A 15744-nucleotide genomic window follows, 5' to 3' on the forward strand; every position below is an offset into this window, starting at 1 on the left:
TGTTTAAGACTTCATAAAACCTCAGCTTATGTCTATTACAATAATGGGTGACAAAGATTTTGAAAGCGCACCTTCCATCAAAGACAAATCCTTAAGAATAAACCTCAATGAAAATATTTATGGCACATTTGCAGAAATAGGAGCTGGTCAAGAAACCGTCAGAAATTTCTTTAGAGCTGGAGGTTCTTCGGGTACGATTGCTAAAACGATGAGTGCTTATGACAAAGACTTTAGTGATGCTATTTACGGTATTGAAGAGGACAGGCGTTATGTTACTGAAAGCAGACTACAAAAGATGCTGGACCATGAAACCAATCTAATTGAAGAACGCATACACAGAAGCAAACATCCTAACAAATTATTTTTTACCTACGCCAACACGGTAGCAACTATTGACTTCGCTAAACGCTATAAAGGACATGGTTGGGTTGGTATAAAATACCAGTTGAAACCAAAATCTGAATACAACAAAATTGTATTGCACATTCGTTTTAAAGAAAATGATGCGAGATTGCAACAAAACACATTGGGTATTCTAGGTACCAATCTAATTTATGCTGCATATTATGCACATAATAACCCAAAACAAATTTTAAATGAGCTTTATGATCACTTACATAAAGATCAAATAGAAATAGATACAATCAATTTTTCAGGACCTGTATTTGAAGAAGTTGATAATAGGTTAATGAGCTTACAGTTAGTGAAAAATGGCATGACGGAAGCTGTCATGTTTGCACCAGATGGAAATAATATCTTACCTGCAAAAGCACTCTACAAAAAAAATATTCTTGCTTTGCGTGGCAGCTTTAGACCAGTGACTAAAGTAAATATGGACATCTATGAAACTGCATTAGAGCTCTTTGAAAAAGAGAAGAAGGTTAAAAAAGATAACATTCAACCTGTTTTTGAAATTACACTTTCCAACTTAAGATCTGAGGGAGAAATCAATGAGGAAGACTTCATGGATAGAGCAAAATTGCTTTGTGCGTTAGGTCACACAGTTATGATTTCTAATTTTCAGGAATATTATAAGCTTGTAGAGTATTTTTCAAATTACACTAAAGAAAGAATGGGATTAGCGATGGGTGTCAATAACCTCATAGATGTTTTTGATGAGAAATACTATAGACATCTTAGCGGTGGAATTCTCGAAGCCTTTGGGAAATTGTTCTTCAAAGATTTAAGAGTTTACCTCTATCCATACAAAGATCCTAAGACAGGAAAACTTACAGATAGTGATAATTTGAAAGTCCATCCTAGGATGAAAGAATTGTACAAGTTCTTTAAATACAATGGAAGAGTTGTTGATATTAAGGATTACAATGAAGACATCCTTGGTTATTTCTCAAGAGATATTCTTCAGAAAATATCAAATGGAGAAGATGGATGGCAGCTAGCCCTACCAGAAAAAACTGCCGAAATGATTGAAGAACAGGAACTATTCCAAAGAGAATACACCAGAGCTTCAGAAAAAATAGGATTTTAATTATTGAAAGTTAAGCTTTGATTTACAAATCTGCTAATAAAAAATTAGCAGATTTTTTTATGTACTTTTCCAAAAATAAGGTGTAAATATGATGAGTACGGTAAAGAGCTCAAGTCGACCTATCAACATAAGGAATGAACTCCAAAACTTGCCAAATACAGTAAGTGAAGCATAATTGTCGACAGGACTTAGTTCTCCAAATGCCGGACCAACATTACCTAGCGAAGAAGCTGACGCCCCTATAGCAGATTCAAAATCCAAACCAGTACCCGCAAACACTACAGCTCCAATGATGAAGGATAGTGAGTATAAAATAAAAAAGCCAAGAATGTTATAAACGATTTTTTGATCTACGGAAGAACCTTTATATCTAACTGGCAGTACAGCATTAGGATGCAATATTCTTCGAAATTCTTGAAAACCATTTTTAATCATGATCAAATGACGAATCACCTTTACACCTCCAGAGGTAGAGCCCGCTGACCCACCTAAAAAGAAAAGGCCAAAAAATAATATGGTAAGCAGTGGCGTCCACAAAGTATAATCTGCTGTGACAAAACCTGTAGTCGTGATAATCGCCAAAACTTGAAAAATACCATGTCTGAAAGCACTTTCTGCCTCCCCTAATACCATAGGGTAATTTATACTAGCAACACTAGTATCTGCAAAAAAATAAATAGAAAATGAAGTAATGGCGGTGAATCCTACTATAAAAAAGAAAAACCATTTAAATTCTTCGTTGTGAAGCACATTACTGATTTTACCTTTAAAAGCGTAGTAACTTACAACAAAATTGGTACCCGCAAGAAACATAAATAGGATGATAATGTATTGGATGAGTGGGGAATCATTCCAATAAGCAATGCTCGCATTTTTAGTAGAGAAACCACCAGTTGATAGAGTACTAAGAGCATGATTGGTGGCATCAAACCAGTCCATCCCAGCAACCTTTAGTAAAATAGTTTCAGAGACTGTATAACCAAAATAGATAAGCCACAAACGTTTGGCAGTATCAGCAATTTTAGGTTTTACTTTATCTGCACTTGGTCCTGGAGATTCTGCAGAAAACAGCTGCATACCCCCTATACCAAATAAAGGTAAAATAGCCACTGCCAAAACAATAATTCCCATACCTCCAATCCAATGCGTAAAGCTTCTCCAGAGCAAGATTCCGTTGGGAAGGGATTCGATATCATTTAAAATGGATGCACCTGTTGTTGTATAACCAGACATGGTTTCGAAAAAACTGTTTTCGATGCCATCAATTTTTCCTGAAATGACATAGGGAAGCATTCCACTCAAAACCATGAAAAGCCAGCCTAAACTCACGATGAGATATCCTTCCTTCTGTGTGATGTCCTTATCGTGATGTCTGGTAAAGAACATAGCAGTAAGTCCAATAAAAATTGATATCAATGCAGATTCTGCAAGAGCCAGAGCAACAGATTCACCAATGATCCAACTGTAAATAGAAGGGATGATCATAAACCCTCCATTGAAAACGAGGAGAACACCCATGATATGGGCAACGATTTTAAGATTTAAATTTGCCACACTAACAGAATAAATTTTCTACACTTTTTATAGATTTAGGTAGCGTACAAACCACAATTCTATCGCCTTCTCTTATTTTGAAATCTCCCAAAGCAATAATTCCCTTTCCATCGCGAATCACACCACCAACAACAGCTGTTCTTGGAAAATTAATATCCACAATTTTACTATTGGTTACTTTAGATTCTGCTTTAACAACAAACTCAAGTAATTCCGCGTTCATATTATTGAGTTTAGTCATGGCTACAACATCTCCTTTTCTCAAATATCTAAAAATGCTGTTGGCAGCCAATAATTTTTTATTGACCAAAGAATGAATACCTATGGAATGACTTAACTGAAAATAATCCATATTTTCTACCAAAGCTATGGTTTTACGCACCCCTTTTGAATTAGCAACCAGACAAGTAATGATATTGGTTTCAGAATCTTCTGTAACTGCTACAAAAGCATCCATCTTGCCTATGTTTTCTTCTTTTAAAATCTCGACATTTCTACCATCGGCATTTATCACTAAAGCATTGGGCAAAATGTTGGCAAGGTCGACAGCTTTCTTATGATCCTTCTCAATTACTTTAACTGAAAAATTTTCTTTACAAAGGTCTTTGGCCAATGTTCTACCAATGTTGCTTCCTCCAAGAATCATTACTTTCTTAATGGAACGCCTTTCGGCTCCTGTCAATTTATAGAGTTCTTCAACGCCTTCAGAATCTGTGATAAAATAGACCCTATCCCCTCTTTTAAACTCTGTATCACCCCTTGGGATAATGGTATATTGTGTCCCGTAACGCTGTAAAGCAATAGGAACAAAGTGCAATCCAGGAAAAATATCTGCTGCTTCTTGAACGGTATTCCCTATAAATGGGGCTTTAGATCTCAAAGTGAGTCCCATCATAGTTAATGCCCCGTCATCAAACTTAAAAGTGTCTGTAAATGCCGACTGATTGAGAAGCATTTTCACTTCATTGGCTGCCAATGCTTCTGGTGAAATCATTTCATCAATACCTAAAGCTTTCATGTCTATTACATCTTCACTATCCAATAGCTCCTGGTTAGAAACTCTGGCTACTGTTCTGCCAGCCCCCATTTGTTTCGCAAAAACACAAATAGAAATATTGATGGATTGGTTGGAAGTCACTGCAACAAGCATATCTGCATTGGCCACATCAGCCTCCTTTAGTGAGCTCGGAAGTGTAGCATCTCCGTAGGAAATCTTTATGTCAAGATGCTTGTTTGCATATTCCAAGCGCTCTTCATCAATGTCTATCAAAGTAATGGCGTGGGCTTCGTAAGAGAAAAGTTTAGCCAAGTGAAAACCAACTTCTCCAGCACCTGCAATTATTATTTTCATGATAACAAAACTAATGCAAAATTTTAAAAAAGAAGTACTAAGAGGCTTCATATTAAAGAAGTGTATTCTCAAGAAGATGTATCTTCGCAACAAAAAACTTGAATGAGTAAAAATGTGAAACCCTATAAAGATTCTGAGGTAGAAAAGAAAAAACAAGTCGAACAGATGTTTGACAATATTTCAGAAAACTATGATGGACTTAACCGAGTCATATCTTTTGGGATTGATTTAAAGTGGCGGAGGCGAGTTATAAAAATGGTGAAGGAAACTCAGCCGAAATTCATATTGGATGTGGCTACAGGGACTGGAGACTTAGCCATTGCTATGGCAGACTCCAATGCCGAGAAAATAATTGGTTTGGATATATCTGCTGGCATGCTTCAGGTTGGCAAAAATAAAATCAACGCCAAAAATCTAAATAAACGCATTGAAATGGTGCAGGCAGATTCTGAAGACCTGCCCTACCCAGATGATACTTTTGATGCTATAACTGTAGCCTTTGGAGTTCGTAACTTTGAAAATCTAGAAAAAGGTCTAGCAGAAATTTATCGCGTGCTTTCCCCTGGTGGGATTTTTGTAGTGCTGGAAACTTCTGTGCCTACCAAATTTCCATTCAAGCAAGGGTACAGGGTTTACTCTAATTACATCTTACCAACTATAGGAAAGTTGTTTTCAAAAGACAAAAGCGCCTACCAATATTTAAGCGAAAGTGCATCTGTTTTTCCCTATGGTGAAAAATTCAACAATATTTTAAAGAAAATCGGGTTTACAGACGTAGAAGACCATCCGCAAACATTTGGTGTTTCTACGATATATTCTGCATCTAAAAAATAGTTATGAGGTTACTTTTTATACTGATTTTCTTGCTGGGGTTTAATTATACCAACGCCCAGCTTTTCAATAAGGAAAGGGTCTTAAACAAAGAAAATTTTGATAAGAAACGTTGGTCATGGGGATATTACCTGGGCATGAACATGTATGATTTTCAAATCAAGTATAACGACCAGGGAGAGGATATTGATGTAGGTAAAAGTCCAAGTTTCAATGTTGGACTCATTGGAAACTTGAGGATAAATGAATATCTGGATTTGAGATTAGAACCAGGAGTAGTTTTTTCCAACCGGACTCTCACTTTTCCAAATTTCACAGAGGAAAATGATCGCTTCAGAGATGTCAATTCCTCCTATGTGCACATTCCTCTACTATTAAAATTTTCTGCAAAACGAATCAATAACTTCAAGCCTTTCATAGTTGGAGGTGCATCTGTTTCTCATAATTTATCGAGTAATGAAGACAATCCACAGGACAATTCTGCAGGTCAGTTCAGATTAAAAACTCAAAATTACTATTACGAAGTAGGCTTTGGAGTGGATATTTACTTTGATTATTTCAAATTCACTCCTTCAATTAGAGGAGTTTTTGGAATGGGGAACGAGCTTGTAAGAGATGAAGACCCAAACAGCCCCTGGACCTCCAATATAGAATCGCTTAAAACCCGAGGTATTTTTCTCAATTTTACCTTTCAGTAAACTATCTTCTTTTAAACTCACTCAGAAGTATAGCTCCTGCCATTGCTACATTAAGACTTTCTGCTCCTTTGGATGTTCCATAGCTAGGTATCGAAATTTTGTCATCTATATGGGCATATATTTCTGGTGTAATTCCATTCGCTTCATTACCCAAAACAATAATTGAATTTTCAGTTTGGATTGAAGATTTATAGACGTTTTTACCGTCCATGTAAGCTCCATATTTATGAGCAGAAGAAGCCGATAAAAAAGAGTCCAGATCTGTGTAAATTATGTTCACACGTGTAAGCGAACCCATTGTCGCCTGAACCACTTTAGGATTAAAACAATCTACAGTATCTTGTGAGCAGATGAGTTGCTCTATCCCAAACCAGTCACAAATGCGAATTATAGTTCCTAAATTCCCAGGATCTCTTATTCCATCCAGAGCCAGACTCAGCTTCGCATTTTCCTTAGGCTGAATGGCTTTTGGAATTTCAAAAACAGCCAAAGCTGTCTGTGAAGTTTTCAAATTTGTAATTTTATCCAACTCCTTGGTTGAAATAATATGGCTTTCGCCTTGCTCTACATGAAAAATATCTGCAACTGAATATAATGCGTTTAACTTGAATGAACTTTTTAAAAATTCTTTGATTACTTTTACACCTTCAGTAACAAAGAGATCATGCTCTAAACGGTGCTTTTTTTTGTTCAAACTTTTTATAAGCTTAATTTGATTTTTGCTGAGCATTTGAAATTATATTTTTTGAAAACATCACACACTTGAACTACGGACTCACAAAACTACCATTAATTCTTTTAATTCCTCTCCTGTTTTTCTCCTGCGATGTCACTAGAAAGCTAAAGACTGATGAGTTTTTGATTACCAAACAAAAAATATTAAGCAGTGATACTTTAGTTAACAAAAGAGAAATATACAAACAGCTTTCCCAGCAGACCAATTCAAAATTACTGGGTTTCCCTCTAAAGCTTCAAATTTATAATCTCGCGCAAACCAATCCTGAAAATCGCTTTATCAATTGGGTGGGTAAAACAGAAAAACGCTCCGACCGGCTTGTTTCCCTGCTATCCAAACGCCAGGTCGTTCAGCTCAAGAAAACATGGGTAAATGTGAATAATTCCATCAAAAAAACGGGGGAAGCCCCTACTCTATTTGACCAGGGCAAGACTGAAACCTCACTAAAAAAACTTAAGTCATGGTATTGGAATCATGGCTGGTTCAATGCTGAAGCTGAATACGAAGTAAAAAGGGATTCTGTGGATCAAACTGTAGAAATCGACTATAAAATCACCCCAGGGAATTTATACATTATCGATAGTATATCAGAAAATATAGAATCTGCCGCTGCAGACTCCCTTTACCAATTAATAAAGAAAAACAATAGAGTAAAAATTGGCAAACCTTACGATACAGAAGAGTTCAACATAGACAGAGACTTTATAAGTAGGTACTTCAGAAATCATGGATTGTATCATTTTGAAAAAGAATACATATCCTATTATGCAGACACCCTGAATAACAATCAAAAAATTAACCTCGAACTAAATATTGCAAATCGGCTTATAGATGTAAGAGATACTGTTGCTTCTATCCCCTTTAAAGTACATAGAATTAGTGAGGTCAACGTATTTGCAGACTATGATGGTATCACGACAAAAGTTGAAGACTCTGTAGTTTATCAAAATACCAATGTATATTCCTTTGGAAACCTAAAGTTAAACCCTGAAGTCCTAGCAAAATTTGTATTTATCAAAAAAGACAGTATTTACAGAGACATTGACAGGTCTAGAACAAATAATAGAATTGCAGAAACACGTATTTTTAAATATCCTAATATTTTATACGAAGAAGACCCAAGAGACACGACAGGAACAGGGTTAATTGCAAATGTTTTGTTGACTCCTAAAGAAAGGTTTTCTACCAACTTTGGTATTGATGTTAGCCAGAGTAATATCCAGCAATTTGGTGTAGGGTTCAATACTTCGATTCTTTCTAGAAATATTTTCAGAGGAGCAGAAACTCTTGAGCTATCTGGAAGAGGGAATTTTGGCTCATCCAGAGACCTCGGAAATTCTGGAGATCAGTTTTTGGATATACTTGAGTATGGTATGGATTTAAGGTTGAACTTTCCACGAATTATTTTTCCTCTGCCTACAGATCAAATTATTAAAAATACAATGTCACCTTTTACAACTGCCAGCGTTGGCTTTAGTACACAGCAAAACATTGGTCTTGATAGACGAAACCTAAATGCTAAATTTGGTTACAGATGGAAACCAAAAGACAGGACTTCTTATCAATTTGACCTTATGAATGTTCAGTTTGTGAATAATTTGAATGCCGCCAATTTTTTTAATGTATTTAGAAACTCTTACACAGAATTAAATCAAATATCAAGAAACAATTTAGACCAAGTAAACCCAGAGTTTCTCTTTGAAAATGAGCAAGGAGAACAAAATTTGATTATTCCTGAAGGTACCCGAGGTTTTATTGAAGATATTAATAATCAAAGCGTAAATCTTAATAATGAAGATCGTGTAACTGCAAATTCCCTTATCGAAAGAAGAGAACGACTCACGGAAAACAACCTGATAGTTGCTTCAAATTTTACCTTTGATTACAGCACAAGACGAGATTTATTTGATGAAAATTTTTCACAATTCAGAGCGAAGATAGAATGGGCAGGGAATCTATTATCATTATTTGCAGAACCACTTGGCCTGGAAGAAACTCAAAATGGAAATTACAGATTGTTTGGTGTACAATTTTCACAGTACATCAAACCAGAGCTTAACTATATTAAACATTGGGATTTAGGAAACAAAAAAGTAATAGCTACTAGAGCATATGGCGGAATAGCTATTCCTTACGGCAACGCAAATTCGATCCCATTCCCTAGGAGTTTTTTTGGCGGTGGACCCAACGATAATAGAGGCTGGCGACCTTATGACTTAGGGCCTGGACGAACCAATGGCGTAAATGATTTCAACGAAGCTAATTTTAAACTGTCTTTCAATGCAGAATACAGGTTCAATTTATTTGGAAGTCTTAACAGTGCTTTATTTATAGACGCAGGAAATATCTGGAATGTTTTTGACAATGTAGATGATCCCGCAGCCACCTTCGATGGTATAGAAGATCTTAGTGAATTATCGATAGCTTCAGGTTTTGGGTTACGCTATGATATTGAGTTTTTTGTGATTAGGATGGATTTAGGATTCAAAACCTATAATCCTGGAAGTGAGGGCTCAAAATGGTTTAAAGATTACAATTTCAGCAATGCAGTATTTAACTTCGGAATCAATTATCCGTTCTAGTAGATATATATTTATTAATTTTACATTCGTTTAATTTTAAAAATAAGACATTATGAGTCATAATATAAAACCAGGCGTAGCTACAGGAAAAGAAGTTCAGGAGATTTTTCAGCACGCCAAAGACAACAGTTACGCACTTCCAGCTGTAAATGTTGTAGGTTCCAACACAATAAACGCTGTTCTTGAAACTGCAGCCAAATTAAACTCCCCAGTCATTATTCAATTCTCTAATGGAGGGGCTCAATTTAACGCAGGCAAAGGCTTGTCTAATGAAGATCAGCTTGCTGCCATCAAAGGTGCTGCCACTGGTGCAAAACATGTTCATGATTTAGCAGAAGCCTACGGAGCAACTGTAATTCTTCACACAGATCACTGCGCCAAAAAATTATTGCCTTGGATAGATGGTTTATTGGATGAGGGTGAAAAGTTTTATGAAGTTCATGGTAAACCACTTTACAGTTCACACATGATTGATCTTTCTGAAGAACCGATCGAGGAAAATATCGAAACATGCAAAACCTATCTTGAACGTATGAAAAAGATGGGAATGACTCTGGAAATAGAATTAGGAGTAACTGGTGGTGAAGAAGACGGTGTAGATAATACAGATATTGATTCGTCTAAGTTATATACTCAGCCAGAAGAAGTAGCTTATGCTTATGAAGAATTGAGTAAAGTTTCTGACCAATTTACCATTGCCGCTGCATTTGGCAACGTACACGGGGTCTACAAACCTGGGAATGTAAAATTAACACCTAAAATTCTCAAGAATTCACAGGAATATGTTTCCAAAAAATATAAGGTACAAGAAAATCATATCGACTTTGTTTTTCACGGAGGAAGTGGTTCTACTGTAGAAGAAATCCAAGAAGCCATTGGATACGGTGTAATCAAAATGAATATTGACACCGATCTTCAATATGCCTTTACAGAAGGAATAAGAGATTATATGATCGGTAAAAAAGACTATGTTTCCACTCAAATAGGAAATCCAGAAGGAGATGACGTTCCCAACAAAAAACACTATGATCCAAGAAAATGGCTAAGAGAAGGTGAAGTTACATTCATTACTAGATTAGAGAAAGCATTTAAGGATTTGAACAATATCAATACATTATAATTTAGCATCTATATTATATGGCAGCTTGGTTTAAACGAAAAAAGAAAGGTATACAAACAGCAACTGAGGACAAAAAAGATGTTCCAAAGGGTTTGTGGTATAAATCCCCTACTGGAAAAATTATTGATGCAGAACAGCTTGCAAAAAACTTCTTTGTAAGTCCTGAAGATGATTATCATGTAAGAATAGGAAGTGCCGAATACTTTGATATATTATTTGATAATGGAAAATTTGAGGAGTTGGATGCAAAATTAAAATCCAAAGATCCTTTGAAATTTGAGGACACCAAAAAATATAAAGACAGACTAAAAGAAGTTGAAGAAAAGACACACCTCAAAGATGCGATAAGAACAGCTATTGGAAAGTCTAAAGGTAAGGATATAGTGATTGCTGCAATGGATTTTAAATTCATAGGAGGATCTATGGGTTCTGTCGTTGGAGAAAAAATTGCAAGAGCCGTAGATCATGCTATTAAAAACAACTGCCCCCTCATTATTATATCAAAATCTGGTGGAGCAAGAATGATGGAGGCAGCGCTATCACTTATGCAGCTTGCTAAAACGTCTATAAAACTTACACAATTGGCAAAAGCAAATTTGCCATATATTTCTTTATGTACTGATCCTACAACCGGTGGAACAACAGCGTCTTTTGCTATGCTGGGCGATATCAACATCGGTGAGCCAGGAGCTTTAATAGGATTTGCCGGACCCAGAGTTGTAAAAGATACGACTGGGAAAGACCTGCCAGAAGGATTTCAATCTTCAGAATTTTTAAAAGAACATGGGTTTTTAGATTTCATTTCCCACAGGAAAGAACTCAAACATAAGATCAATTTATATATTGATCTCATTATGAACCAGCCTGTAAGAGCATAAATCTCAAAGATTTACTTTGCAATTAAATTTAAAAGATTACTTTTGCACGATTGAATAGAAAATCTATTCTAGCATAAAAATTATTGAAATAATATTGGCATGTACTTAACATTAGAAGAAAAAGGCAAATTATTTGCTAAACACGGTAAAGACGAGAAAGACTCTGGTTCTGCAGAAGGACAGATTGCTTTGATGACAAAAAGAATCGAGCACATCTCACAACACCTGAAAACAAACAGAAAAGATTTTAATTCTGAAAGATCTTTGGTAAAATTGGTTGGTAAAAGAAGAAATCTTCTTGATTATCTCATGAAAAAAGACATTATGAGATATAGAGCAATTGTAAAAGAATTAGGATTAAGAAAATAATACTAAAGGGGCAAATTTGCCCCTTTTTTAGTTTAAAAGCGTTCCTTGGAACGACTTCAATTGGTTTTACATTTTTTCTAAACGACAACACAACAACACGTAATTAAGAAAAACGTATAACCTTTAAATCATTATTTATGATTCCAAAAACATTTAGTGAAATCATCGATCTCGGAGATGGTAGAGAAATCAAACTCGAGACTGGTAAACTTGCAAAACAAGCTCACGGTTCTGTGGTTGTTCAAATGGGCGACGCTATGTTGCTTTGTACAGTCGTATCATCTTACAAAGAAAGCACGATGGACTTTTTCCCCTTAACTGTGGATTACAGAGAAAAATTTGCAGCAGCTGGCCGGTACCCAGGAGGCTTTTTCAAAAGAGAAGCAAGACCTAGCGATGGTGAAGTACTTACGATGAGAATAGTTGACCGTGTATTGCGTCCTTTATTCCCTTCAGATTATAAAACAGAAACACAAGTCATGATTCAATTGATGTCTCATGACGAAGAAGTTATGCCAGATGCACTTGCAGGGCTAGCTGCTTCAGCGGCTATTCAATTGTCTGATATTCCTTTCGAAACTGCTATTTCTGAAGCTAGAGTCGGAAGAATTAATGGTGAATTCATCATCAATCCAAGCCGAAGCCAATTAAAAGAATCTGACATAGACATGATCATTGGAGCGTCTGCAGATTCTGTCATGATGGTAGAAGGTGAAATGAAAGAAATTTCTGAAGAAGAAATGGCAGAAGCCATTAAATTCGCTCACGAGCATATCAAAAAACAAGTAGAAGCTCAAATCCGTTTGGCTGAAGCTTTTGGTAAAAAGCCAGTGAGAGAGTATGCTGTAAAAGAAGAAAATGAAGAATTTGAAAAAAGAGTTCATGATGCAGCTTACGATAAGATTTATGAAATTGCAAAAGGAGGCCACAGCAAAAGAGAGCGTGGCGAAGCATTTTCGGCAGTAAAAGATGAAGTTTTAGCTTTGTTTACTGAAGAAGAATTGGAAGAAAATGAAAAGCAAATCAAAGCTTATTTCAATAAAACAGAAAAGGCAGCCGTAAGAGAACTTACCCTTGCTGAAGGATTGCGATTGGACGGTAGAAAAACAGACGAAATCAGACCAATATGGTGTGAAACTGATTATTTGCCTTCTGTTCACGGTTCAGCCATTTTTACACGAGGAGAAACACAGGCTCTTGCGACAGTTACTTTAGGTACTTCTAGAGAAGCCAACACGATAGACATGCCTACTCACCAAGGTGAAGAGACTTTCTATTTGCATTATAACTTCCCTCCTTTCTGTACAGGAGAGGCTTACCCAATAAGAGGAACTTCAAGAAGAGAAATTGGTCACGGAAACCTGGCACAACGTGCGCTTAAAGGTATGATTCCGGAAAATAATCCTTACACAGTAAGAGTTGTTTCTGAAGTTTTAGAATCCAATGGTTCTTCATCCATGGCTACTGTTTGTGCAGGAACTATGGCTATGATGGATGCTGGTATCAAAATGACTAAGCCTGTTTCTGGTATCGCTATGGGATTGATTTCTGATGGTAAACGTCACGCTGTACTTTCAGATATTTTAGGAGATGAGGATCATCTTGGTGATATGGACTTTAAGGTTACTGGAACTGCAGACGGGATTACAGCATGCCAGATGGACATAAAAGTGAAAGGTTTGCCTTACGAAGTCTTAGTTGAAGCTTTACAACAAGCAAGAGCAGGAAGACTACATATTCTAGAGAAGTTGACTGATACCATCCCAGCTCCTAACGAACATGTAAAAGCTCATGCTCCTAAAATCATCACCAGACGAATTCCGAATGAATTCATTGGTGCTTTAATAGGACCAGGAGGAAAAGTAATTCAGGAGTTACAGAAATCAACAGGAACAGAAATTGTCATCAACGAAGATCCTGTAACCGAAGAAGGTATTGTTGAAATCCTTGGAACTAAGCAGGAAGGAATTGATAAAGTATTAGCTAAAATTGATTCAGTTACTTTCAAGCCTGAGAAAGGTAATGTTTATGAAGTAACTGTTGTAAAAGTTTTAGACTTTGGAGCTGTTGTAGAATATAATGCTGCTCCGGGAAATGAGGTACTGCTTCATATCTCTGAGTTGGCTTGGGAACGAACAGAAAACGTAGCCGATGTTGTGAAACTTGGTGATGTTCTGGAAGTCAAATATTTTGGTGTAGATCCTAGAACCAAAAAACCTAAAGTTTCTAGAAAAGCGCTTCTCGAAAAACCAGAAAGAAGTCCAAAAAAAGAAGACGAAAACTCAAAGTCTTAATAAAATCCAATCATCTTAAGCGGTTTAGAACATTCTAAGCCGCTTTTTTTTTACTGACAGACTTGCGCAACTGACACAATTTCATGCGAAAATTGCGTGTTTTGTTGAGTCTTTTTGATGAAAACTTCTGTTTTATCACAAAACATGTTTAATAATACAAAATAAATTAATAATATAAGTATTTTAGTAAATGTGCATAAAGGTTGCACAGTATTAAACAATCATTTTTATAAATCTTAAAAAAATAAAATGAAAGTATTAGTAATTGGAGCAGGTAATATGGGGTTAACCTACTCTGAAGGAATGGCAAAATCCCCTTTATTGAACCGAAAAAATTTAATGATCCATGATGTCTCTTCGGACTTATTAAAGAAACTTAGCGAGGTATCATATTATGATACTTTTTATAATTTAGAAGACTGTCTGACTGATGCAGATGTTGTTTTCTTGGCCGTAAAGCCATATCACAGCGAGGAATTATTCGAAAGGATGAAGCCCATGCTTAATGATCAACAAATCATAGTTTCTTTGATGGCAGGAGTAACAATTGAAAATATTCAAAATGGCTTAAACGTCAAAAAAGTAGTAAGAACAATGCCCAACCTTCCTGCAAAAGTTGGAAAAGGTGTGACTTCTTATACAGAGTCCAAGGAAGTATCCAGAGTAGAACTTCTTATGATAAGAAATTTACTGGATACAACAGGTCAGTCTATACGCGTAAAAGATGAAGATTTCATCAACAAATCTACTGGTATTTCTGGTAGTGGTCCTGCTTACATCTTCTATTTTATGGCATCTATGCTAGAGGCTGCAAAGAAAATGGGATTCTCAGACAATGATTCTAAAATCCTGGTAAGCAACACGTTTGAAGGTGCAGTTCATTTGTTTAATGAATCTGACCTAACACCTGAAAAATGGATGGACAGAGTAGCTTCAAAAGGAGGTACAACCAGAGCTGCTCTAGACTCTATGGACGATAATAATGTAAAACAGCTTATTCAGGATGCAGCTTATGCAGCCTTCAACAGAGCAGTAGAATTAGGTGATGAATAATTTAAACTCAGATAGAATGCATGCTAAACGTATAGTAGTTAAAGTTGGGACAAATGTTATGACCAATAGAAACAATAGAATTGTTGGTCCTATATTAAAAAACCTAGTTAGACAAATTGCATATTTGTATGAAAGAGACATCATAACAATTCTTGTTTCCTCAGGTTCTGCAATTGCTGGGAAAGAGGTTTTGGGGACATGTTCCTCAGAAGATAAGTCTACAAGACGACAAATCTATTCATCTGTTGGACAACCTAGGATGATGAGACATTATTACACCATGTTCCATGATTTTGGAATGCGATGCGGTCAAGTTCTGGCAACCAAAAGAGATTTTGCTCCAGGGAAATACCGTGAAAATATGATCAATTGTTACGAAGGCCTGTTAACAGAAGGTATTATTCCTATTGCCAATGAGGATGATGCTGTTTCCTTGTCAATGTCTATGTTTTCAGACAACGATGAGTTAGCTAGTTTAGTTTCAGAATTGGTAGGTGCCGATATGTTGATCATGCTCACAGATATTGAAGGTCTTTACACTGGTCATCCAGATCACGAAGATTCAGAATTATTGAGACACGTAAGAGTTCACGATAACGTGGAGAAATATGTCCAGGAAAATGAAAAAGGTGAAGGCGAAGGACGTGGAGGCATGGAATCCAAGTTAAAAATTGCTAAGATGACTGCTAGTAAAAATATACCTACTTACATTGCAAATGGTAAAGATGAGAACATCATAATAGATATTCTTGAAGGAAAAGAAGTAGGAACAAAATTTACAGTTTAAAA

13 protein-coding genes are annotated in these 15744 nt (G+C 36.1%); 10 read left to right on the forward strand and 3 right to left on the reverse strand.

The features are described from left to right. The first annotated feature begins 28 nt into the window (after window positions 1-28). Window positions 29-1489 carry a TonB-dependent receptor gene (locus LB454_RS01990; RefSeq protein WP_224462637.1) on the forward strand — a complete coding sequence of 487 codons (1461 nt, stop codon included), beginning with the start codon at window positions 29-31 and terminating at the stop codon, window positions 1487-1489. A 57-nt stretch (window positions 1490-1546) separates the two neighbouring features. Here LB454_RS01990 and LB454_RS01995 read toward each other — a convergent pair whose 3' ends face one another. Together LB454_RS01995 and trkA are read right to left on the reverse strand one after the other, a co-directional pair. After that, window positions 1547-3007: a TrkH family potassium uptake protein gene (locus LB454_RS01995; protein ID WP_224462638.1), complete on the reverse strand. Its 1461-nt coding sequence runs from the start codon at window positions 3005-3007 to the stop codon at window positions 1547-1549. 37 nt (window positions 3008-3044) lie between these two features. Beyond that, window positions 3045-4394, reverse strand: a complete 1350-nt coding sequence (gene trkA, locus LB454_RS02000; RefSeq protein WP_224462639.1) for a Trk system potassium transporter TrkA — start codon at window positions 4392-4394, stop codon at window positions 3045-3047. Window positions 4395-4496: 102 nt separating this feature from the next. Between trkA and ubiE the strand changes: the two genes are divergently transcribed. Together ubiE and porT are read left to right on the forward strand one after the other, a co-directional pair. Beyond that, entirely contained in the window at window positions 4497-5228 is a 732-nt protein-coding gene (gene ubiE / locus LB454_RS02005; protein ID WP_224462640.1) for a bifunctional demethylmenaquinone methyltransferase/2-methoxy-6-polyprenyl-1,4-benzoquinol methylase UbiE, read from the forward strand. A gap of 2 nt (window positions 5229-5230) precedes the next feature. After that, window positions 5231-5923, forward strand: a complete 693-nt coding sequence (gene porT / locus LB454_RS02010; protein WP_224462641.1) for a type IX secretion/gliding motility protein PorT/SprT — start codon at window positions 5231-5233, stop codon at window positions 5921-5923. A 1-nt stretch (window position 5924) separates the two neighbouring features. Here the strand turns inward: porT and LB454_RS02015 are convergent, their stop codons facing one another. Then, the gene (locus LB454_RS02015; RefSeq protein WP_224462642.1) at window positions 5925-6653 is read right to left on the reverse strand and encodes a TrmH family RNA methyltransferase; all 729 of its coding nucleotides are present in this window, start codon (window positions 6651-6653) and stop codon (window positions 5925-5927) included. 32 nt (window positions 6654-6685) lie between these two features. On the opposite strand from LB454_RS02015, the gene tamL reads away from it, so the two are divergent. The 7 genes from tamL (at window position 6686) to proB (ending at window position 15742) form a co-directional block, all read left to right on the forward strand. Beyond that, complete coding sequence (gene tamL / locus LB454_RS02020) at window positions 6686-9241, forward strand: translocation and assembly module lipoprotein TamL (RefSeq protein ID WP_224462643.1); 2556 nt, start codon at window positions 6686-6688, stop codon at window positions 9239-9241. 52 nt (window positions 9242-9293) lie between these two features. Next, the gene (gene fbaA / locus LB454_RS02025; RefSeq protein WP_224462644.1) at window positions 9294-10361 is read left to right on the forward strand and encodes a class II fructose-bisphosphate aldolase; all 1068 of its coding nucleotides are present in this window, start codon (window positions 9294-9296) and stop codon (window positions 10359-10361) included. A gap of 17 nt (window positions 10362-10378) precedes the next feature. Next, the gene (gene accD / locus LB454_RS02030; RefSeq protein WP_224462645.1) at window positions 10379-11239 is read left to right on the forward strand and encodes an acetyl-CoA carboxylase, carboxyltransferase subunit beta; all 861 of its coding nucleotides are present in this window, start codon (window positions 10379-10381) and stop codon (window positions 11237-11239) included. A 99-nt stretch (window positions 11240-11338) separates the two neighbouring features. Beyond that, on the forward strand, window positions 11339-11608 hold the full coding sequence (rpsO, locus tag LB454_RS02035) for a 30S ribosomal protein S15 (protein WP_093366043.1): 270 nt from the start codon (window positions 11339-11341) through the stop codon (window positions 11606-11608). A gap of 137 nt (window positions 11609-11745) precedes the next feature. Then, window positions 11746-13902 (forward strand): polyribonucleotide nucleotidyltransferase, encoded by a 2157-nt coding sequence (locus LB454_RS02040; protein ID WP_224462646.1) that lies wholly within the window; start codon window positions 11746-11748, stop codon window positions 13900-13902. A 249-nt stretch (window positions 13903-14151) separates the two neighbouring features. Then, window positions 14152-14955, forward strand: a complete 804-nt coding sequence (gene proC, locus LB454_RS02045) for a pyrroline-5-carboxylate reductase (protein WP_224462647.1) — start codon at window positions 14152-14154, stop codon at window positions 14953-14955. Then, window positions 14948-15742, forward strand: coding sequence for a glutamate 5-kinase (proB, locus tag LB454_RS02050; protein WP_224462648.1), 795 nt, complete (start codon window positions 14948-14950; stop codon window positions 15740-15742). Before proC ends, proB begins: the two co-directional genes overlap by 8 nt. The last annotated feature ends 2 nt before the right edge of the window (window positions 15743-15744 follow it).

Origin of the sequence: Psychroflexus montanilacus (assembly GCF_020164535.1) — a bacterium.
GTDB classification, from domain to species: domain Bacteria; phylum Bacteroidota; class Bacteroidia; order Flavobacteriales; family Flavobacteriaceae; genus Psychroflexus; species Psychroflexus montanilacus.